The 19224-nt window shown below is 72.3% G+C and carries 18 protein-coding genes and 1 pseudogene; 14 read left to right on the top strand and 5 right to left on the bottom strand.

What is annotated here, in order from left to right:
• Positions 1-123: 123 nt before the first annotated feature.
• The 3 genes and pseudogenes from ACIP94_RS25850 to ACIP94_RS25840 all read left to right on the top strand — a co-directional run.
• Positions 124-1512, top strand: coding sequence for a PepSY-associated TM helix domain-containing protein (locus tag ACIP94_RS25850; RefSeq protein WP_402430176.1), 1389 nt, complete (start codon positions 124-126; stop codon positions 1510-1512).
• A gap of 36 nt (positions 1513-1548) precedes the next feature.
• On the top strand, positions 1549-1956 hold the full coding sequence (locus ACIP94_RS25845) for a BlaI/MecI/CopY family transcriptional regulator (RefSeq protein ID WP_402430173.1): 408 nt from the start codon (positions 1549-1551) through the stop codon (positions 1954-1956).
• A pseudogene (locus ACIP94_RS25840) lies at positions 1949-2310 on the top strand (M56 family peptidase); the annotation flags it as partial. The gene ACIP94_RS25845 and the pseudogene ACIP94_RS25840, both read left to right, overlap by 8 nt.
• Positions 2311-2388: 78 nt before the next feature.
• On the opposite strand, the gene ACIP94_RS25835 reads toward ACIP94_RS25840, so the two are convergent.
• From ACIP94_RS25835 to ACIP94_RS25825, 3 genes are all read right to left on the bottom strand, one after another.
• On the bottom strand, positions 2389-2736 hold the full coding sequence (locus ACIP94_RS25835) for a tetratricopeptide repeat protein (RefSeq protein ID WP_402430170.1): 348 nt from the start codon (positions 2734-2736) through the stop codon (positions 2389-2391).
• A 70-nt stretch (positions 2737-2806) separates the two neighbouring features.
• Positions 2807-3250: a MarR family winged helix-turn-helix transcriptional regulator gene (locus ACIP94_RS25830; RefSeq protein ID WP_402430167.1), complete on the bottom strand. Its 444-nt coding sequence runs from the start codon at positions 3248-3250 to the stop codon at positions 2807-2809.
• Positions 3247-3795, bottom strand: coding sequence for a MarR family winged helix-turn-helix transcriptional regulator (locus tag ACIP94_RS25825; RefSeq protein WP_402430164.1), 549 nt, complete (start codon positions 3793-3795; stop codon positions 3247-3249). The genes ACIP94_RS25830 and ACIP94_RS25825 overlap by 4 nt, the downstream gene beginning before the upstream one ends.
• A 163-nt stretch (positions 3796-3958) precedes the next feature.
• Here ACIP94_RS25825 and ACIP94_RS25820 point away from each other — a divergent pair, with 163 nt between their 5' ends.
• From ACIP94_RS25820 to ACIP94_RS25810, 3 genes are all read left to right on the top strand, one after another.
• Positions 3959-4924 carry a pirin family protein gene (locus tag ACIP94_RS25820; protein ID WP_402430161.1) on the top strand — a complete coding sequence of 322 codons (966 nt, stop codon included), beginning with the start codon at positions 3959-3961 and terminating at the stop codon, positions 4922-4924.
• Between the two features lie 548 nt (positions 4925-5472).
• Positions 5473-6507, top strand: coding sequence for a DUF5937 family protein (locus ACIP94_RS25815; RefSeq protein ID WP_402430158.1), 1035 nt, complete (start codon positions 5473-5475; stop codon positions 6505-6507).
• Positions 6508-6787: 280 nt separating this feature from the next.
• Positions 6788-6913 carry a hypothetical protein gene (locus tag ACIP94_RS25810; protein ID WP_402430154.1) on the top strand — a complete coding sequence of 42 codons (126 nt, stop codon included), beginning with the start codon at positions 6788-6790 and terminating at the stop codon, positions 6911-6913.
• Positions 6914-7480: 567 nt separating this feature from the next.
• Here the strand turns inward: ACIP94_RS25810 and ACIP94_RS25805 are convergent.
• Positions 7481-7903 carry an acyl-CoA thioesterase gene (locus ACIP94_RS25805; RefSeq protein ID WP_402430151.1) on the bottom strand — a complete coding sequence of 141 codons (423 nt, stop codon included), beginning with the start codon at positions 7901-7903 and terminating at the stop codon, positions 7481-7483.
• Positions 7904-8205: 302 nt separating this feature from the next.
• On the opposite strand from ACIP94_RS25805, the gene ACIP94_RS25800 reads away from it, so the two are divergent.
• From ACIP94_RS25800 to ACIP94_RS25765, 8 genes are all read left to right on the top strand, one after another.
• Positions 8206-9741, top strand: a complete 1536-nt coding sequence (locus ACIP94_RS25800; protein ID WP_402430147.1) for an amino acid adenylation domain-containing protein — start codon at positions 8206-8208, stop codon at positions 9739-9741.
• 125 nt (positions 9742-9866) lie between these two features.
• The gene (locus ACIP94_RS25795) at positions 9867-10088 is read left to right on the top strand and encodes an acyl carrier protein (protein WP_402430144.1); all 222 of its coding nucleotides are present in this window, start codon (positions 9867-9869) and stop codon (positions 10086-10088) included.
• Complete coding sequence (locus tag ACIP94_RS25790) at positions 10085-11440, top strand: flavin monoamine oxidase family protein (protein ID WP_402430141.1); 1356 nt, start codon at positions 10085-10087, stop codon at positions 11438-11440. The genes ACIP94_RS25795 and ACIP94_RS25790 overlap by 4 nt, the downstream gene beginning before the upstream one ends.
• A complete protein-coding gene (locus ACIP94_RS25785) occupies positions 11437-13167 on the top strand; it encodes a class I adenylate-forming enzyme family protein (RefSeq protein WP_402430138.1) in 1731 nt (576 codons plus the stop codon). Before ACIP94_RS25790 ends, ACIP94_RS25785 begins: the two co-directional genes overlap by 4 nt.
• A 68-nt stretch (positions 13168-13235) precedes the next feature.
• Complete coding sequence (locus ACIP94_RS25780; RefSeq protein WP_402430135.1) at positions 13236-15212, top strand: FAD/NAD(P)-binding protein; 1977 nt, start codon at positions 13236-13238, stop codon at positions 15210-15212.
• 2 nt (positions 15213-15214) lie between these two features.
• Complete coding sequence (locus tag ACIP94_RS25775) at positions 15215-16735, top strand: adenylosuccinate lyase family protein (protein WP_402430132.1); 1521 nt, start codon at positions 15215-15217, stop codon at positions 16733-16735.
• Between the two features lies 1 nt (position 16736).
• Entirely contained in the window at positions 16737-18137 is a 1401-nt protein-coding gene (locus ACIP94_RS25770; RefSeq protein ID WP_402430129.1) for a KamA family radical SAM protein, read from the top strand.
• Between the two features lie 2 nt (positions 18138-18139).
• Positions 18140-18745 carry a TIGR03086 family metal-binding protein gene (locus ACIP94_RS25765; RefSeq protein WP_402430126.1) on the top strand — a complete coding sequence of 202 codons (606 nt, stop codon included), beginning with the start codon at positions 18140-18142 and terminating at the stop codon, positions 18743-18745.
• Positions 18746-18750: 5 nt separating this feature from the next.
• Here ACIP94_RS25765 and paaI read toward each other — a convergent pair whose 3' ends face one another.
• Positions 18751-19197: a hydroxyphenylacetyl-CoA thioesterase PaaI gene (gene paaI, locus ACIP94_RS25760; RefSeq protein WP_402430280.1), complete on the bottom strand. Its 447-nt coding sequence runs from the start codon at positions 19195-19197 to the stop codon at positions 18751-18753.
• Between the last annotated feature and the right edge of the window lie 27 nt (positions 19198-19224).

The following is a 19224-nucleotide window of genomic DNA, read 5'->3' as shown; positions in this document are numbered from 1 at the left end:
GTGTGGCCCACGTCACCGAATCGGCCGGGAACTCACCCGTACGGCCTCCGACTACTGGACCGTCACGACAACTCCCCGGCTCGTGGCCGCAGTCCGCCCCCGAACTTCCGGAGCAGCCCGCCGATGACCACCACGTCCCCGACCACGACGGACCACACCCCAGGGGCCGCAGCCAAGCCCTCCGGATGGGCGCCGCTGCGTCCCCTGGTGCTGCGCCTGCACTTCTACGCCGGCGTTCTCGTCGCCCCGTTCCTGCTGGTCACAGCAGTCACCGGCTTTCTGTACGCGGCCTCGTTCCAGGCCGAGAGGATCGTCTACGGGCATGAACTGACCGTCCCGGTCGGGGACACCAGGCTGCCGATCGGCGCACAGGTCGCGGCCGCCCGCGAGGCCCACCCCGAGGGCACACTGTCGGCCGTACGCCCCTCCCCGAAGAAGGACGCCACCACACGGGTGCTGCTGTCCGGCGTCCCCGGCGTCGGCAAGGACCACACCCTGGCCGTGTTCGTCGACCCGTACACCGGCACGGTGCGCGGCGCCCTGGAGCAGTACGGCTCCACCGGCGCCCTTCCGCTGCGGACCTGGATCGACGAGTTCCACCGCGACCTCCACCTCGGTGAGAACGGCCGCCTCTACAGCGAACTCGCCGCCAGCTGGCTGTGGGTGATCGCGGGGGGAGGGATCGTCCTGTGGTTCGCGCGCCGGCGCACCCGGCGCAAGCTGCGCGGCACGAGCGGCCGCCGTCGCACCCTCGGCCTGCACGGAACGGTCGGCGTCTGGACCGCGGCCGGGTTCTTCTTCCTCTCCGCGACCGGGCTGACCTGGTCCACGTACGCCGGTGCCCACATCGACGCGTTGCGCACCTCGCTCCACCAGGCCACTCCCTCGGTCTCGGCCGTCGCGGGCGGCGAACATGCCGGCCATGGTTCCGCGGCCGCCGGCGGCGGCGAACACGGTGTGGGCCTCGACAAGGTCCTCGCGGCCGCCCGGGCCAAGGGCCTGACCGATCCCGTGGAGATCGTGCCGCCCGCCGACGCCTCCTCCGCCTATGTGGTCAAGCAGATCCAGCGCGGCTGGCCCGAGAAGCAGGACTCCGTCGCCGTCGACCCGGCCACCGGCAAGGTCACCGGCGTCCTGCGCTTCGCCGACTATCCGGTCCTCGCCAAACTCACCCGCTGGGGCATCGATCTGCACACCGGCGTCCTCTTCGGGATCGCCAACCAGTTCGCCCTGATGCTCCTGGCCCTGTCCCTGGTGCTGCTGATCGTGTGGGGCTACCGCATGTGGTGGCAGCGCGGGCGGGCGGGCACGTTCGGGCGGCCGGTGCCGCGCGGCGCCTGGCAGCAGGTCCCGCCGCAGATCCTCGTCCCCGGCATGGCGGCCGTCGCGGTCCTCGGCTACTTCGTGCCGCTGCTCGGCATCCCGCTCGCGGCCTTCATCGCCGTGGACGTCGTCCTCGGCGAGATCGACCACCGTCGCGGCAGGCGCGCCTACGGCGGCCGGGTAGCGTAGTCCGATACGCGGACGCCGGAGGGAGCCGAGACGGACATGGCAGGGCGCGAGCAGTCGCGGCGCGGTTCCCGGCGGCGCGGACAGGGCGAGCTGGAGGGCCAGGTGCTCGGCGCGCTGCGCCAGGCCGAGGGCCCGGTGGCCGCGGCCTGGGTGCAGGAGCGTCTCGGTGGTGACCTCGCGTACACCACCGTCGTCACCATCCTGACCCGGCTGCTCGCCAAGGACGCCGTCACCCGCGAACGGCAGGGACGTTCCTTCGTCTGGACGCCCACCGCGGACGCGGCGGGTCTCGCGGCGCTGAAGATGCGCCGGCTGCTCGACGGCGAACCCGACCGCGAGGCCGTCCTCGCCAGCTTCGTCACCGCGCTGCCACCCGACGACGAGCAGCTCCTGCGCGCCCTCCTCGACGCGGCGGACCCGGCGGACGGCGGCACGGAGCGCTGACGTCTCACCGTTCCTGGCCCCGCTGCGCACTGCCGTCGTCTACACGGCGCGGCGGTGGGCCGAGGAGGAGGCGGCCCGGGCGGTCGGCAGCCGCCGGGTGGCCGCGGGCGACCGGCCGGGGCGCGCTGCTGTCCCGCGCCCCGGCGCCGACGCCGGCGGGGCCGGGGCGCCGCTGGGCCGGTGCCGCGCCGGGTGGCGGCCCTGCCCGCGCCCGCGGCCCGCTCGTGGCCGCCGATGGGCACGGCGGTGGGACTCGCGGCGTGGGGCGCCGCCGTCGGCACCGTGCTGTCGGCGATGTCGTCGGCGAACTCGGCCCTGACGATATTCCTGATCCTGCACGCGGCGACGAGCCCGGGAGGGAGCGGGACCATGCAGGACGGCCCGTGCCCGGTGGGACCGGTCACGGGCCGTCAGTCCCCGGCGGACCGGGGATCACACCTCGAAGAAGTCACCCGAGAGCGCCGCGGCGATCCGCAGATGCGGTGCGGCCTCGGCCTCGCGCCCCTGGCGCTGGAGGGTGCGCCCGAGCATCAGCCGGGCGTAGTGCTCCACCGGGTCGCGCTCCACGATGCCGCGCAACTCGTCCTCGGCGCGCCGCAGTTGGGCGGAGTGGTAGTAGGCGCGAGCCAGCAGCAGCCGCGGTCCCGTCTGCTCCGGCACCTCCTCGACCAGAGCCTTGAGCACCTGCGCGGCCGCGGTGTAGTCCTTGGCCTCGAAGAACATCCGGGCCCGCTCCCAGCGCTCCACGGGTGTTCCGTGGTCGTAGTACGTCGTTTCCACTCCGACCTCCTTACGGCGCCGACAACGAGCCATGGTTGTTGAATATTCCACGACTCGGTTGGGGGGGCGGCTACGCGGCCCTCAGCTCGGCGTTCGCGCGCTCGAGGACCAGGGCGAGCACGCGCCCGGCGGTCTCCAGGTCTTCCCGGGGGATGTCCGCGTAGAGCCGGGAGGCGATCTCCCTGCCGCCGCCCTGGATGCCTTCGAGCAGCTCCCGGCCGGGGTCCGTCAGCGACACGCGGCCGTCGGCGGTGGCGTCGAGGAACCGGTCGGCTACGAGCCCGTCGACGGCCGTATCGACCGCCGTCTCGTCGACGATCTTGAGAGCGCCGATCACCTCGGCCGCGAGCCAGGCGCGGTCGAGCCGGCCGCCGTGGTCCGCGAGCGTGCGCAGCGCCGACGACTGGACGAAGGTGGTGCCGGTGCGGGCGAGCACCCGCTCCAGCAGGGCTCGGCTCGCGTAGTGCGTGAGGCCTACGAGCTGACCGTTGGCGACAGGAGTGGGCTGGGTCATGGCTGCTCCTTCTGGTTGCCGATGCCTTCGGCGCCGACGTCCTGTGGGTCGGCGCCGTCGGTGCCGCCGCCTGCGGCGGACGGGTCGAGCGGTGCGTCGAGCGGTGCGTCGAGCAGGGTGCGCAGCGCGTGCGTGAACTCCCGGGTGCGCGTGCTGTCGGGGCCGCCCAGGGGCTGGAGGAACTGTTCGTGCAGCCGCTGGACCACCTGCACGGCCCGCCCTGCGACCTCCCGCCCGTCTGCCGTGAGCGAGAGCCGCACGGCACGGGGATCCGCCGGGTCGCGCTCCCGGTCCACCAGCCCGGCGGTCTCCAGCGTGCGGGCGAGTTTGGACACGTAGAGCGCCTCCAGTCCGGTGTGGTCGGCAAGCTGCCGCTGGCTGGGGCGCCGGCCGGTGCGATGCATGCCGAACAGCGTGGCGACCAGCGCGTACTGGGCATGCGTCAGGCCCAGGGGGGCCATGGCGCGGTCGACGGCCACCCGCCACTTCGTCGAAAGCCGCCAGACGAGGAATCCGGGCGTCGCGCCCTCGTGTGCTGCGCTCATGGCTCCATACTGTACATGGCTATTATGTCCATGGCTACTATTGACGGCGACGGAGCCCGCGGCCCCTCGGGGTGAAGGGCGCTGCCACGTTCGATTCAAGACCGCCTCGACGGGCGAGCGGGTGGCCTGACGCGGGCGCCCGCGCGGGGCTAGGTTGGGCGGCATGAGCAATCTTGATCGCGAGGCGGTGCCCGCCCCGTGCGGCGGCCGCGGGTTCGTGGTGGCGGAACCGGTGCGCGAACTCCTCAGCCCGCGCCGGGTCCCGCTCGGTGAGTCGACGGAGGTCCGACGACTGCTGCCGAACCTGGGCCGCCGCATGGTGGGCGCCTGGTGCTTCGTCGATCACTACGGTTTGGACGACATCGCGGACGAGCCGGGCATGCAGGTTCCCCCGCATCCGCACATGGGCCTGCAGACGGTGAGCTGGCTGCACGAGGGCGAGGTCCTGCACCGCGACTCGACGGGCAGCCTCCAGACCATCCGCCCGCGCCAGTTGGGCCTGATGACCTCGGGACGGGCGATCAGCCACTCCGAGGAGAGCCCACGGACCCATGCGCGCTTCCTGCACGGCGCCCAGCTGTGGGTGGCCCTGCCCGACACCCACCGGCACACCGACCCGCGCTTCGAGTACCACCCCGAACTGCCCCTGGTCGCGGCCCCGGGCCTCAGGGCCACCCTGATCCTGGGCGAGATCGACGGCGCACGGTCCCCCGGCACGGCGTTCACACCGATCGTCGGCGCCGATCTGGCCCTGGCGCGCGGCGCGGAGGTACGACTGCCCTTGGAGGCGGACTTCGAGTACGCGGTGCTGTCGATGTCCGGCGAGGCCCATGTCGACGGAGTCCCGGTGCTGCCGGGCTCGATGCTCTACCTCGGCTGCGGCCGCACCGAACTCCCGCTGCGCGCGGAGTCGGACGCGGGTCTGATGCTCCTGGGCGGCGAGCCGTTCGAGGAGGAGCTGATCATGTGGTGGAACTTCATCGGCCGCACCCAGGAGGACATCGCGCAGGCCCGTACCGACTGGATGGCGGGCTCTCGCTTCGGTGAGGTGAAGGGGTACGACGGTGCCCCACTACGGGCGCCCGAACTGCCACCGGTGCCGCTCAGGCCGCGGGGCAGGGTGCGCTGACCTGGACCTCTCCAGGGACCCGGTGGCCCGGCGCGCCTACGACGTGCCGACCTCGTGGTGGCCGGCGGGGAAGCGGCGGACGGGGGCTTCCTGTCCCGGCCGCGCACCTTGGGCGCAGCGCGCCGCACATGGACCAAGGGCCCGACCACGGTTCGTGAGGATGAAGGACCGGTGGAAGCCGCCGCCGGGCATGAGGTGGGGTGCCCGGCCCGCCATCGCCGGTGCCTTCCTGCAGGTGCCGCCGCCTTGCCCTGTCGGGACCAGGGGCGCGTGATGCAGCAGGGCCGAACGCTTGGCACCGTTTCAGCCATCAATTTCCCTGGGCGGGGCCGAGGCTTCGCTCCCGGCGTGCCCGGCCACCTTCATGGATCCGGCCAAACGCGCGTACCCGCCAAGCGCGACCGTCGATTCGGCGGGCCAGGACACGCGTGACCACGGGGAACCGGGCTGGGTGAAATCGCGCCACCAGGGAGCTGCGACTTTTACCTCACCGATTTATGGTTCGCCGTGTCTTTCCGCCACACCGACCGGAGGGACACGACGGGGACATGGGGGAAACAGTGATCCGCTTCTCGGCGACCGCCGACGACATCGCCAGGGTGCGCTTCTCGCTCTCTGCGCTGGGGGAGACCGTCTGCAGCATCCGCATGCTGGCCTCACCGGAACGAAGGAAACGGCACCAGCCATGGGCCGACGACGTCCGCGCAAGGCTGAGGACCGTCGATCTGCTGCCTCTACGCGCGGTGATTCCGCCCACCGGATACGTTCCGGACTTCCTCACCCCGCCGCCGGACGGCTCCCGGTGCCGGAGCATCACCGAAGAGCTGGAGATGGTGCGCTCGACGCCGAGCGAGCACTTCGTCGCCGAGGTGTCCTGGATGGCCGCCGACCCGGGCACGCCCGCGGCCTGGCGGCAGGAGGCGGCGCCCTTGCACCGGCAGATGCTGGCCCGGCCGGGGCAGGCCATCGCCCGGATCACCGAACAGCTCCACACCTACTGGAGCCTCGCGCTGGAGCCGCACTGGCGGCGGCTGCATTCCGGGCTGCAGTCGGACATCCGCTCCCGTATGCAGGTGGTCGAGAGTTCCGGGGCGGCCCCCGTGTTCTCCTCCCTCCACCCGCGCATCGCCTGGAGTGACCAGAAACTCACCGTGCGCAGCGCCTACGACTACCAGGAGAGCCTGGGCGGCCAGGGCATCGTGCTGGTACCGAGCGTGTTCTGCTGGCCGGAGGTGCTCAGCATGGTGCCGCCGCAGCAGTCGATGATCGTGTACCCGAGGCCGGGCGTCGCGGAGCTGTGGAGTCGCCAGACCCCGGACCAGCCGAGCCCGCTGGCGGCGCTTCTCGGCGGCGTCCGCGCCGCGGTGCTCGAGGCTCTGCTGGTGCCGGCCTCCACCGGCGACCTCGCCGCGGCGATCGATGTCACTCCCGGCGCGATCAGCCAGCACATCGCCGTGCTGCGCGACTGCGACCTGGTGATGAGCAGGCGCCACGGCCGCCGCGTCATCCACTCGCTCACCGAGACGGGCGAGGCGCTCCTACGGGGCGCCGTGGCTCCCTGGGGCGGACGCCGCGCGGTCTGACCGGCGCTCGGCGCGACCTGCCCGACACAGCGCCGAGGGGCGTGCCCCGTGCCGGTTTTAGCGTGGGCTAAAAGCGTTGGGGCGCCTTTCACGTGTGTGTTTGGCTGACGGTGCGACGTTGACAGAACACGCACTCGATGCCCCTGGCCGTCCGTAGACGGGGGACGGACGGCCAGGGGCCCGGCCGGCGGGCACGCGACCGCCGGGAACGTGCCTCCCCCACGACTGCCACGCCTTCATCCACGTCACCCGCCCGGACCGATGCGAAGGGAACATCCTGATGCCCGCAACCATGTCGGAGGACAAGCGCGTCTACGGCGTCTTCGTGGCCGGCGACGGCTCTCTCGGCCTGTCCCTGCCGGAGTTCGTCCCCCGGGACGACGTCGAGCGGCCCGATCTGCTGTGAGCGTACCGATGGAGTCCAGGCGTCAGCCGGCACCGCACGGCACCCACGGGCCCCCGGTCGTGCCGGCGCACCCGGCGGCGGACCGAGCGGCGCGCGCGGCTGGGTGCGAACGAGCGGGCGCGGCTGGGTGCGAACGAGCGGGCGCGGCTGGGTGCGAACGAGCGGGCGCGGCTGGGTGCGAACGAGCGGGCGCTGGGGGCGAGGCGCGCGCACCGCTGGAGAACCTCGACGGGCAGATTGCCACGATCGTGCTGCGGCGGGCCGAACTCGCCTGGCACTACCAGGCATTGCGGCGCACGGCCTGGCCGCCGCAGCCGGAGCCGGCATGGGAGAGCCAGGTGCCGCGCCGGTACGCCGCACTGCTCGGCACCAAGGACGTCGACATCGGTCGGGCCGTGCCGGCGTTGTCCCAGGCGGCCCGGGGCGTGGGGAGGAATGACAGGAACGGAGGGACGACAGGGAAAGAGAAGCCGTCCGTACGGACAACGGAAAGCGCCCGCGGAGACCCGCCGCGATGAGCGGCTGAAGTCTCCTGACGGGCGCCCGTGCCGCGGTGTGCCGCAGTGGTCAGAACCCCATGAATTGGGGGCGCTCGGCCAGCTTGTGGAAATGATCGGCCGGATTGTCGATCAGCTTTCTCCGGTCCAGATCGATGAGACCGGCGACGCTGGACAGCTCAGCCACGAGTACGCCGTCGGTCCGGAGAATTTGCTGCTCGACATGGAAAATCTTTCCGTCACCCCACACCCACTTGCAGGTAACGTCGACTTCATCACCGCCGCGCAGTTCGCGATGGAACCGCATCGTGTTCTCCAGCACGGCCGGGCCAATTCGGGTGGAGATCAACTTGTCCTGTGAAATACCCGCGGCGCGCAGGCTCTCCCAGCGTGCGTGCTCGCAATACTGCAGGTAGACGGCCTGGTTCAGGTGCCCCTGCGTGTCGAGCTCGTACCCGCGTACGACGATTCGTACCTGAAACGGCTCTGTCATACTCGACGGCCCTCCCTTGTTGACTTCTCCCATTTCATACCCCACTCGCGATCTCTGGGCAACCCTGCCCCGGTGATCGGGCACGCTGTCGAAATCGCCCGGATGAATGAAGTATTCCGCTCATGAGAATCGTCAGCCCCCGGTGCAACTTTTGTTGCGTGACCCGGATCACAGGGATTTTTTGGTTGACTCCGAGGGGTGCGGCAGTGATAGCTTCGGTATCGCACCTCACTGAGAGTTAATTCATGGATTTATTAATCCTCTCGAATAGCCGCCGTGGCGCCTAATGGAAAGCGATTCTGATGGCGGACTTAATCGGCATCCTGACAGGGGTGTCCCGTCAATTTCCCGACGAGTCGGCGATCTCCCACAACGGGCATGAACTGAGTTACGCGGAGCTGCTGCGCCGGGTGCGTAGGACAGCGGCGCGGCTCGGCCCGTCGCCCGGGGTCGTCGGAGTGCTGACCGACCGGTCGCCGGCGACCGTCACGGCCCTGCTGGCCGTGCTCGCCGCCGGCGGCACCTACTGCCCCGTCGACCCGGCGTTCCCCGCTGCCCGGCAGCGGGCCCTGCTGGAGGCCGCCGGGTGCACGACCGTGATCGCGGCCCGGCCCGGGGCCACGGTGCCCGAGGGAACCGAGGGCGTCCGGCGCGTTCTGGCCGCCGACCCGGGCCCGGGGTCCGACGACGGTCCCCCCGCCGACACCGAACCGGCGGATTCCGAGCGGCCGGCGTACACGCTCTTCACCTCCGGCTCCACCGGCGCGCCCAAGCCGGTCCTCACCCCGCGGCGCGCCATCGACTCCGCGGTCGCCTCGCTGCGCGGCCTCTTCGGCCTCGCGCCCACCGACCGCGTCCTTCAGTTCGCGTCACTCAACTGGGACACCTGCTTCGAGGAGATCCTCCCCGCCCTCACCGCCGGCGCGACGCTGGTCTTCCACGACGAGGCCTACACCGGCTCCCTTTCCCGGCTGCTCAAGGCGGTCGCCGCCGAGCGCGTCACCCTGCTGGACCTGCCCACCGCCTTCTGGCACGAACTCGTGCTGCACCTCGCGGAGGAGGGGACGGCACTGCCCGGCTCCGTCCGGACCGTCGTCATCGGCGGGGAGGCCGCCAGTCCGGCCCGCCTCGCGGACTGGCGTGCCCTGGGCACCGGGCACATCCGGCTGATCAACACCTACGGCTGCACCGAGACCACCCTCATCACCCACGCCGTCGACCTGCACGGCCCCCTGGCGCCGGGCGACGGCGCCTGGTGGGGCGAGAGCGGCCGGGTGCCCATCGGCGCCCCGCTGCCGCATGTGCGCGACGGCATCGGCGACGACGGCGAACTCCTCATCTCGGGGCCCTCGGTGGCCCTCGGCTACCGGAACCTGCCGGAGGTCACCGCCGAGCGCTTCGTCACCCGCGACGGCCCGGACGGGCCCGAGCGCTGGTTCCGCACGGGCGACCGCGTCGGCCGACGGCCCGACGGCCTGCTCGTCCACGAGGGGCGGCTCGACGCCGAGATCAAGGTACGCGGTATCCGGGTGGACCCCGGAGAGGTCGAGGCGCACCTGACCGCCCACCCGTCGGTCGGCGCCGCGGCCGTCGTGGGTACGCAGACCGCGGGCCGCACCACCATGGCCGCCTATCTCGTCGCCCAGCACGACAGCGCGGCCGGCACCCTCGCCCGGGACGTCCTCGCGTATCTGCGCGAGACCGTGCCCGGCCATCTCGTCCCGCACCGGGTCACCGTCGTTCCCGAACTCGCCTACACCGCCAGCGGCAAGGTCGACCGCGCCACGACCCACCGCCGGCACGCCCCCGCGGCCACGCCGCCGCACTCCGGGGACTGAACCACGCACGGCACCGTACGCCGGCCGGGGCGGCCGCCCCCGTGCGACGCACGGCTCGGCGCCGGCCCGCATCACGGCATCAACGGCACTTACGCATCAACGGCATTCACAGAAGAGGACAGTTGATGAGCGCTGACGACATAGTCGAGATCTTCCAACGCGTGCTGGAGACGGACAGTGTCTCCGCGGACTCCGACTTCTTCCTGCTGGGCGGGGACTCCCTGCTCGGGACGCGCGTCCTGAGCGCCGTCGCCCGGGCGCACGGCGTGGAGCTGTCGTTCGAGGACCTCCTCGACGCGCCCACTCCGGGCGCGCTGGCCAAGAAGATCGCGGGCGCGGCCCGATGAGGGCCCTCGTCGTCGGCGCGGGCCTGGCCGGCCTCACCGCGGCCACGGATCTCGCCGCACGCGGTGTCGACGTCCGGGTGCTGGAGGCGCGCGACCGCGTGGGTGGTCGGATGCACGGCATCGAGGTGGCGGAGGGCAACTGGGCCGACGCGGGCGCCGCCTACCTGGGTGAGCGGCACACGGAACTGCTGGCGCTGATGGCCGAGACGGACCTGAAGGCCGTGCCGACCACCATGGACGGCGCCAGCCGGTTCGCCCTCACCACCGGCGATACGCGCACCCCGGACGCGCAGAGCGTGCCGGGCCGCTTCCCACCGCTGAGCGGGGTCGCGCTGGGCGAGTTGTTCGACCTGCTCGACGAGGTGACGCGGGCGGTGCGCGTCGACGCACCCTGGCTGACCCCGGACGCGGAGCGACTGGACACGACCACGGCCGCAGAGTGGGCCGAGGACAACCTCCGCCACCCCGACGCCCGGCTGTTCTTCCCGCTGTTCCTCGGCGAGATGATGGCGGCCGCCCCCGCCGACGTCTCCGTCCTGCACATGGCGTTCTATCTGCGCTCCGGAGGCGGCCTGCGCTACCTCAACGCCTTCGCCGGAGGCGCCCAGGAGTCGCGGATCGACGGCGGCGCCCACCGGTTGTGCGAGGCGCTGGCCGCCCGGCTCGGCGACCGGGTCCGGCTCGCCGAACCGGTGCTGGGGGTGGAGCAGGACGACGACGGCTTCACGGTACGCTCCGCGAGCGACGCGCACCGCGCCGATGTGGTGATCATCGCCGTACCGCCGGTCCTCGCCGACCGGATCGACTTCCGGCCGGGCCTGCCCGCGCCGCGCTCCAGCGACCGCACGGCACCCGGCTGCGCGGTGAAGGTCCACCTCGTCCACCCCTCGCCCCTGTGGCGGGACATGGGCCTGTCCGGGTGGTCGGTCAGCTCGGACGGACCGCTGCTGTCCACGGTCGACGACTCGCCCGCCGGCGGCGTCGGCGTCCTCACCGGCTTCGTCACCGGTGAGGAGGCCAAGCGGTACGCGGCGCTGCCCCTGGCCGAGCAGCGCGCCGCCGCCGTCGCCCAGGCCGCCCGCCTCTTCCCCGGGCTGCCCGAGCCCATCGGCTTCCACGTCACCAACTGGCTGGACGAGCCCTACAGCCGTGGTTGCTACGCCGCCCTGTTCGGTCCCGGCGACTGGATCGCCCAGGGGCCCCGTCTGACCCGCCCGCACGGTCGCGTCCACTGGGCCGGCACGGAGACGAGCACCGAGTTCTTCGGGCTCATGGAAGGCGCCATCCGCTCCGGCCACCGGGCTGCCGCCGAGGCCGCCGCCGACCACCCAACCTCAGGGAGTGCACTGTGACCGACCTCAGCCCCGTCGCCCCCCTGTCCATACGACAGCAGTTCATGACCGACCCCACCCTGGGCGCCGGCAACTTCCTCCAGAAGGCCCTCGAGGCCAACCCCCACCACACCGTCCCCTTCGCCTACAGCCATTCCACGGACCATCGGGGCCAGGTCGTCCTGCGCGGCCACAGCCTCACCGACCTCGCCGCCCTGCGCGACCGGTACGCCCGCTGGTACTGGGCCAACGGCGTCAAGCCGGGCGATCCCGTGGCGGTGTTCGTCGCCGAGGGCCTCGAACCGCTGCTTCACTACCTGGCGTTGACCGCCCTCGGCGCGATCCCGGCAATGATCAACGACGCCATGCCGGAGCGCACCGCCATCCGCTACATGGACCACGTCGGCACGGTCGGCCTGGTCGCCGACGACCCCACCCGGCTGGTCTCGGCCTACCGCGCCGACGGCAACCGGCGCCGGCCGCGCTTCATCGTGCCGGCCGCCGAGATCCGCGCCTACGATCCGCAGGACGGCGCGCTGCCGGACGTGTACCCGTACCAGCACGCCGCGGACGAGGTGGTCGCGCTGATCCACTCCTCCGGCACGACCGGCACCCCGAAGTCGACGATGCTCGCCCACCGGCAGTTCTGGGAGGGCAAGGAGCCGCGCATGGAGCGGTTCCCGGCCGGGCCCCAGGACCGGCTGATGTCCCTCATGCCCCACACCCACGCCGGCGGGCTCAGCTACTTCCTGACCGCCACGCTTCTCGGGCTGCCCACCGTCGTCATGGGCGACTGGCGAAGGGCGGTCGTGGAACCGGTCATGGAGGCCTTCCAGCCGACCATGGTCGCCTCGTTCCCGCGCACCTTCGTCGAGTTGGCGACGGGTGAGCTGCCGGTGAAGGGCGCGGCCAAGGTGCACAGCTGGTTCAACACCGGCGACGGTGCCCACTACGGCCACATCAGGCGGCTGGTGCAGCTCGGGGAGCGCCCCGCGGGCCTGATCAAGCCGTGGCTGCTGCCCCGCGACCACAGCTCCGAAGAGCCCCTGCCCGGCTCGCAGTTCATCGACGGACTGGGCTCGTCCGAGATGGGCATGGCCCTGTTCGGGCAGGTCACCACGCCGGAGTCGGAGCGCAACGACCGCTGCGTCGGCAAGCCCACCGAGGTCGTCACCGCGGCCGCGGTCCTGGACACCGAGGGACACGAGGTGCCCGTCGGCACGGTCGGCCTGCTGGCCGTCAAGACCCCCTCGCTCACCCCCGGTTACTGGAACGACCCCGCACTGACCCGCAGCTTCCAGCTCGACGGCTACTGGCTGACCGGCGATGTCGCCCGCAAGGACGAGGACGGCAACTTCTACCACCTCGACCGGACCGTGGATGTCATCGACACCGAGGAGGGCCCGGTCTACAGCCTGCCCATCGAGGAGGTGCTGCTCGCCGACTGCGGCGACGTGATCCAGGACTGCGCCGTCGTCGGAGTGCCCGCGGCGGACGGCCTGGGACACCGCCCGATCGCCGTGGTGCGGCTCCAGCCGGGGGTGGCGGAGCCCTCCGCCGACGAACTGCGCGAGCAGGCCGGAAAGCAGCTCGCCGCGGCCGGACTGCCGCCGCTCGCCGCCGTGATCATCGCGCGCGACCTCGCCGACTTCCCCACCGGGGTCACCGGCAAGGCCCTCAAGCGTGAGCTGCGAACCCGCTGGGCCACCTTCCTCACCGGCCCGGGCAGCGCGGTGGCCCAAGGCTGAGGTCCCCGTCCCCGGTCCGGCCCCGATCCGTCCCAAGACGTCACATCGAGCGAAGGATGAACTTCCGCATGCTGGAGAGCGATGGAACGACCCTGTGCGTGATCGGGGCCGGGCCGCGAGGCCTGTCCGTCGTGGAGCGCGTCTGCGCCAACGCCGCGGCCACCGGACAGCGGGCGGTGGTGCACTTCGTCGATCCGTATCTGCGTCTGGGCAGCCGCGTCTGGCGGGTGAGCCAGCCCTCGGTGCTGCTGATGAACACCGTCGCCTCACAGGTGACGATGTTCACCGACGAGAGCGTGACCTGCGAGGGCCCCATCTCCCGGGGCCCGAGCCTGTACGAGTGGGCGAAGCTGCTCGAGCGGCTGGAGCCGTTCGTGCCCTACCCGCCGCACGTGTACGAGGAGGCCAGACGCCTCGGCCCGGACTCCTACCCGACCCGGGCCCTGTACGGGCGCTATCTCGGCTGGGTGTTCGACCGGCTGGTGCGCACGGTCCCCGAGCACATCGCGATCGAACCGCACGGCGCGCGTGCCCTCACGATCCGCGACGAGCCCGGCGGAACGCAGACCGTCGCGCTGGACAACGGCACCCGGCTGACCGGCCTGGACGCCGTCGTTTTGGCCCTGGGCCACGTCGACATGCCGCTGACCGAGCAGGAGCGGGAACTGGACGCCTTCGCCGCGGAGCACGGCCTCGGCTACATCCCGCCCGGCAATCCGGCCGAGGCCGCGCTGGACGGGATCGCCCCGGGGGAGCGGGTCGCCCTGCGGGGTATGGGGCTGAACTTCTTCGACCACATGGCCCTCCTCACCACCGGGCGCGGCGGCTCCTTCGTCCGCGAGCACGGCACGCTGCGCTACCAGCGCTCCGGCGGCGAGCCCGTACTGGTCGCCGGCTCCCGGCGGGGTGTGCCGTACCACGCCCGTGGCGAGAACCAGAAGGGAGCCACCGGGAGGCACCATCCGCTGTTCCTGACCGAGCAGGTCATCGGCCGGCTGCGGGCGCGGCGCGGTGCGGGCGAGCCGGTCGGGTTCAGCCGGGATGTGTGGCCGTTGGTCGACCTGGAGGTCCGGGCCGTCTATTACCACGCGCTGATCGCACAGACGCGTGGCCGGTACGACGCGGACGTCTTCCTCGGTGAGTACGGTGCGGCCGTAGGCACCGACACGGGCGGCGGCGGGGCCGGGCCGGCGAAGGCCGAGCGGCTGCTGCTGCGGCGGTTCGGCGTCGCCGACGCCCAGCGCTGGGACTGGGACCGCATCGCCCGTCCCTACGGTGACCGGGAGTTCGCGGACGTGTCCGAGTTCCGCGACTGGCTCCTCGGCTACCTGCGCCGGGATGTCGAGGAGGCGCGCCAGGGCAATGTCCGGGGTCCCCTGAAGGCCGCCCTGGACGTGATGCGCGACCTGCGCAACGAGGTGCGGCTCGTCGTCGACCACTCCGGCATCACCGGCGACTCCTACCGCGACGACATGGAGTCCTGGTACACGCCGCTGAACGCGTACGTCTCCATCGGGCCGCCGCTCGGCCGCATCGAGGAGATGGCCGCGCTCATCGAGGCCGGCGTCCTGCACGTCGTCGGCCCCGGCATGACGGTGAGCACCTCACCCGAGGGCAAGGCGTTCCTCGTGCGCTCGCCCCGTGTTCCCGGCTCCGAGCAGGAGGTGTCGACGCTCATCGAGGCACGCCTGCCGCAGGTCGACGTGCGCACGACGAGGGATCCGCTGCTGCGGGACCTCATGGCGCAGGGCGCCGCGCGTGCCTACACGATCCCCGGCCCCGCGCGGCGGAGCCACCGCACCGGCGGGCTGACGGTCACGCAGAAGCCGTACCGACTGGTGGAGGCATCGGGGGCGGTACACCCGCGCCGCTTCGCGTTCGGCGTCCCCACCGAGTCCATCCACTGGGCCACCGCGGCCGGCATCAGACCCGGCTCCGACTCGGTCATCCTCGGCGACGCCGACGCCATCGCCCGGGCCTGCCTGGCAGCGGACGCAGGGCCCCAGCGGATCGCCGAGCCCCTCGCCACCGTCGAAGGAGACTGACGATGGACCCAGCCCACCGCACCGACTCCCGGCACGCTCTCGAAGAGCGCCCCGCGTACGAGGAGACCCCCCGGCACACGGCCGGCCCCCGACCGGAAGAACACCCGCCCGGCGAAGACGCACCCGGTCCCGACGCCGGTGTGCTGTCCCCGGTCTGGGCGGGCTGCGGGGAGGCGTTGTCGGACGAGGCGTGGGTCGCGGCCATGCTCGAGGTGGAGGTGGCGCTCGCGCGGGCTCAGGCCCGGCTCGGGGTGGTGCCCGAGTGGGCCGTGGTTCCGATCGAGGCCGCCGTACGGTCCCGGCCCGTCGATGTCGTCCGGCTCGCCCGCCGTGCCCGGGGCTCGGCCAATCCGGTCGTCGAACTCGTCCGGACCCTCATGGACGCCGTCGCCCAACGGGACCCGGGGGCCGCCGAGTTCGTGCACCGGGGCGGCACCAGCCAGGACATCCTGGACTCCGCCGCCATGCTGCTCGCCGCCCGGGCCCTGACCCGGATCGACGCCGACCTGGGCCGGACGGCCGACGCGCTGGCGCGGCTGGCCGCCGAGCATGCCGCCACGCCCCTGGCCGGCCGTACGCTCACCCAGCACGCCGTCCCGGTCACCTTCGGGCTCAAGGCCGCAGGCTGGCTCACCCTGGTACTGGACGCGAGTGACCGGGTCCGCCAGGTGCGCGCCGCGCTGCCCGCCCAACTCGGCGGCGCAGCCGGGACACTCGCCGCCTACTCGGAGTACGCGCGCCTGGCCGACGTCGACCCGGCAGGTCACGCGGCCGCACTGACCACAGCGTTCGCCGCGGAGCTGGGCCTGCGCGCACCGGAGGCGCCCTGGCACACCGCCCGTACTCCGCTCGCCGACCTGGGGTGGGCCGTGGTCGCCGTCACCGGCGGCCTGGGCAAGTTCGCCACCGATGTCCTGGGGATGACCCGCACCGAGGTGGACGAGGCAGCGGAACCGGGACCCGAAGGCAGCGGCGCGTCCTCCGCGATGCCGCAGAAGCGCAACCCCGTACTCGCCACGATGATCGTGTCCGCGGCCCGGCAGGCACCCGCTCACGCCCTCGTTCTCGGGCAGAGCCTGCTCGCCGAGGACGAACGCTCCCCGGGCGGCTGGCAGTCGGAGTGGCAGCCCCTGCGTGAGGCGCTGCGGCTGGCCACGGGCGCCGCCCGCACGGCGGCCGAACTCGCCGAGGGGCTCACCGTCTTTCCCGACCGCATGCTCCGCAACCTGCACCTGACCGGCGGCGCCGTCGTCTCCGAGCGGCTGAACGCCGTCCTCGCGCCACTGCTCGGCAAGGCCGCCGCGAAACGGCTGCTGGCCGACGTCGCGCGCGAAGCCGTCGCCACCCGCCGCTCCTTCGAGGAGGTACTGGCGGCGGCGCCCGACCTGCCCGCCGAACTCCGCGACGGCACCAAGCTGTCCGACCTGCTCGACCCCGCCAACTACCTGGGGGCGGCCGAGGAACTGGTGGAGCGCGTGCTCCACCGCCACCGAGCCCGGTCCACGTCGAACGCTGAGGATTGAGATGGAAGCCCTGACGGAAACGGCGCCGGGCATACTGGCGGCCCAGCAGCCGTACGAGTACGAGCGCACGATCCCCGTGGAGCCCGACTGGCGGCGCCTGCCGGGCTGGCGCGACATCACCCCGGAGCAGTGGCGCGACGCCCAGTGGCAGCGTGCCCACTGTGTGAAGACTCCCCGGCAACTGCGGGCCGTGATGGGCTCGTTACTCCAGGACCGCTTCTACGAGGACCTGGAGGAGGACCGCAGGCGCTTCGCGACGATGTCCATGCTGCTCACGCCGCAGATGCTCAACACCATGGCGCCGTACGCACCGGCCGAACCGGTGGCGTTCACCGAGACCCTCCTCGCCGACCCGGTCCGCCGCTACATGCTGCCGGTGGCGAGCGACCGCGACCCGGAGTGGCCCAGTCACCCCTACGCCGAGCGGGACTCGCTGCACGAGGCCGAGATGTGGGTGGTGGAGGGCCTGACCCACCGCTATCCGACCAAGGTCCTCGCCGAGCTGGTCTCCACCTGCCCCCAGTACTGCGGCCACTGCACCCGCATGGACCTGGTGGGCGGCTCCACCCCGCAGGTGGAAAAGCTCAAGCTCACCCTGAAGCCGGTCGACCGGCAGGACCAGATGATCGACTACCTCAAGCGCACGCCGGGGGTGCGCGACGTCGTCGTCTCGGGTGGAGACGTTGCCAACGTCCCCTGGCCGCGCCTGGAGTCCTTCCTGATGCGGCTGCTGGACCTGGAGAGCGTCCGGGACATCCGGCTGGCCACGAAGGCCCTGGCCGGCCTGCCCCAGCACTGGCTTCAGCGGCAGGTGCTCGAGGGCCTGGAGCGGGTCGCCCGCACGGCCGCCCGGCGGTCGGTCAACCTCGCCCTGCACACCCACGTCAACCATGTCCAGTCGGTCACCCCGCTGGTGGCCGAGGCGGCGCGGGCGGCCCTGGACGTCGGCGTCCGGGACATTCGCAACCAGGGCGTACTGATGCGCGGCGTCAACACCACTCCCAGGGCGCTGCTCGACCTGTGCATGGTGCTGCAGGGCGAAGCGCACATCCTGCCGTACTACTTCTACATGTGCGACATGATCCCCAACGCCGAGCACTGGCGGGTCGCGGTCTGGGAGGCGCAGGAGCTGCAGCACCGGATCATGGGCTACCTGCCGGGCTACGCCACCCCGCGGATCGTCTGCGACGTGCCGTACGTCGGCAAGCGCTGGGTACACCAACTCGCCGACTACGACCGGGAGATGGGTATCTCGTACTGGACCAAGAACTACCGCACCGGGATCGAGCTGGACGACCCGGACGCGCTCACACGCCGCTACCCGTTCTACGACCCGATCTCCACCCTGCCCGAAGCGGGCCGGCGCCGGTGGCGCGAGAACGCAGACACGAAGGAAGGCTGACGATGACCATCCAGGAGAACATCCGGGACCTCAACCGCCGCGCGGTGCTGCGCAGCGCCGAGATCGTCGCGGAGGTCCGGGACGACCAGTGGGACGCGCCCACGCCCTGCGCGGGCTGGACGCTGCGCCGGCTGATGGCCCATATGACGGCGCAGCATCTGGGGTTCGCCGCGGCCGCCGCGGGGGAGACCTCCGACACGTCGGTGTGGGAGGAGATGCCGCTGGAGGACCCGGGGCGCGCCTACGCCGACGCCGTCGGCAGGGTCCTGGACGCGTTCGCCGCCGACGGCGTGCTGGAGCGGGACTTCTGGCTGCCGGAGATCCACCCGAAGATGCGGTTTGCCGCTGCCCGCGCCATCAGCTTCCACTTCCTCGACTATGTGGTGCACGGCTGGGACGTGGCGGCGTCCCTCGGGATCCCGGCGGCGTACGACGCGGACCTCGTCGACGCCGCGGCCGAGGTGGCCCGCACGGAGGTGCCCGAGGGGCCCGCGCGGGAGCGCCCCGGCGCGGCGTTCCGGCCGCCGCTCGCCCTGACCGGGCGGGAGAGCGCCGAGGACCGTCTGCTCGCGGTCCTCGGCCGTGACCCGGAGTGGTCGCCGAAGTGACGTGCTCAGCCCGTTTGCCGGACCGGCCTGCCCAGCATGTGGCTCTGGCCCCGGAACTCCGCGATGACCGTCCCGTCCGACCGGCGCACGGTGACGTCGTACACACCGCTGCGGCCGAACCGGCTCCGCTCGACCGCCTCGGCGATCAGCTCGTCGCCGGGCTCGGCCGGGCGCAGGAAGGTGACCTGAGCGCCCTGCGCGACGGTCGCCGGTCCGTGGGTGTTGCAGGCGAAGGCGAAGGCCGCGTCGGCCAGCAGGAACAGAAAGCCCCCGTGGGCCGTCCCGTGGCCGTTGACCATCGTCTCGGCGACCCGCATCCACACGGTCGCCCGGCCCGGACCGGCGTCCTTCAGGGCGATGCCCAGCATCGCGCACGTCCGGTCCGTGGCGTACAGGTCCTCCGCCCGCTGCCGCGCGGCGAGTTCCGCGTCGTCCGCCCCGGCCGCTTCCATCCCGTCCGCTTCCGTCCCCGTCATCGA

This window comes from Streptomyces sp. NPDC093261 (assembly GCF_044753645.1).
Taxonomy (GTDB): domain Bacteria; phylum Actinomycetota; class Actinomycetes; order Streptomycetales; family Streptomycetaceae; genus Streptomyces.
Note: the sequence above shows the minus strand (reverse complement) of the source record. Positions and strands in the feature narration are given on the sequence as shown.

Excerpts from the sequence above, each read along its gene's own strand:
- ACIP94_RS25850 (WP_402430176.1), top strand. The coding sequence starts at position 124 with ATGACCACCACGTCCCCGACCACGACGGACCACACCCCAGGGGCCGCA.
- ACIP94_RS25845 (WP_402430173.1), top strand. The coding sequence starts at position 1,549 with ATGGCAGGGCGCGAGCAGTCGCGGCGCGGTTCCCGGCGGCGCGGACAG.
- ACIP94_RS25830 (WP_402430167.1), bottom strand. The coding sequence starts at position 3,250 with ATGACCCAGCCCACTCCTGTCGCCAACGGTCAGCTCGTAGGCCTCACG.
- ACIP94_RS25825 (WP_402430164.1), bottom strand. The coding sequence starts at position 3,795 with ATGAGCGCAGCACACGAGGGCGCGACGCCCGGATTCCTCGTCTGGCGG.
- ACIP94_RS25820 (WP_402430161.1), top strand. The coding sequence starts at position 3,959 with ATGAGCAATCTTGATCGCGAGGCGGTGCCCGCCCCGTGCGGCGGCCGC.
- ACIP94_RS25815 (WP_402430158.1), top strand. The coding sequence starts at position 5,473 with ATGGGGGAAACAGTGATCCGCTTCTCGGCGACCGCCGACGACATCGCC.
- ACIP94_RS25810 (WP_402430154.1), top strand. The coding sequence starts at position 6,788 with ATGCCCGCAACCATGTCGGAGGACAAGCGCGTCTACGGCGTCTTCGTG.
- ACIP94_RS25805 (WP_402430151.1), bottom strand. The coding sequence starts at position 7,903 with ATGACAGAGCCGTTTCAGGTACGAATCGTCGTACGCGGGTACGAGCTC.
- ACIP94_RS25800 (WP_402430147.1), top strand. The coding sequence starts at position 8,206 with ATGGCGGACTTAATCGGCATCCTGACAGGGGTGTCCCGTCAATTTCCC.
- ACIP94_RS25795 (WP_402430144.1), top strand. The coding sequence starts at position 9,867 with ATGAGCGCTGACGACATAGTCGAGATCTTCCAACGCGTGCTGGAGACG.
- ACIP94_RS25790 (WP_402430141.1), top strand. The coding sequence starts at position 10,085 with ATGAGGGCCCTCGTCGTCGGCGCGGGCCTGGCCGGCCTCACCGCGGCC.
- ACIP94_RS25780 (WP_402430135.1), top strand. The coding sequence starts at position 13,236 with ATGCTGGAGAGCGATGGAACGACCCTGTGCGTGATCGGGGCCGGGCCG.
- ACIP94_RS25775 (WP_402430132.1), top strand. The coding sequence starts at position 15,215 with ATGGACCCAGCCCACCGCACCGACTCCCGGCACGCTCTCGAAGAGCGC.
- ACIP94_RS25770 (WP_402430129.1), top strand. The coding sequence starts at position 16,737 with ATGGAAGCCCTGACGGAAACGGCGCCGGGCATACTGGCGGCCCAGCAG.
- ACIP94_RS25765 (WP_402430126.1), top strand. The coding sequence starts at position 18,140 with ATGACCATCCAGGAGAACATCCGGGACCTCAACCGCCGCGCGGTGCTG.
- paaI (WP_402430280.1), bottom strand. The coding sequence starts at position 19,197 with ATGGAAGCGGCCGGGGCGGACGACGCGGAACTCGCCGCGCGGCAGCGG.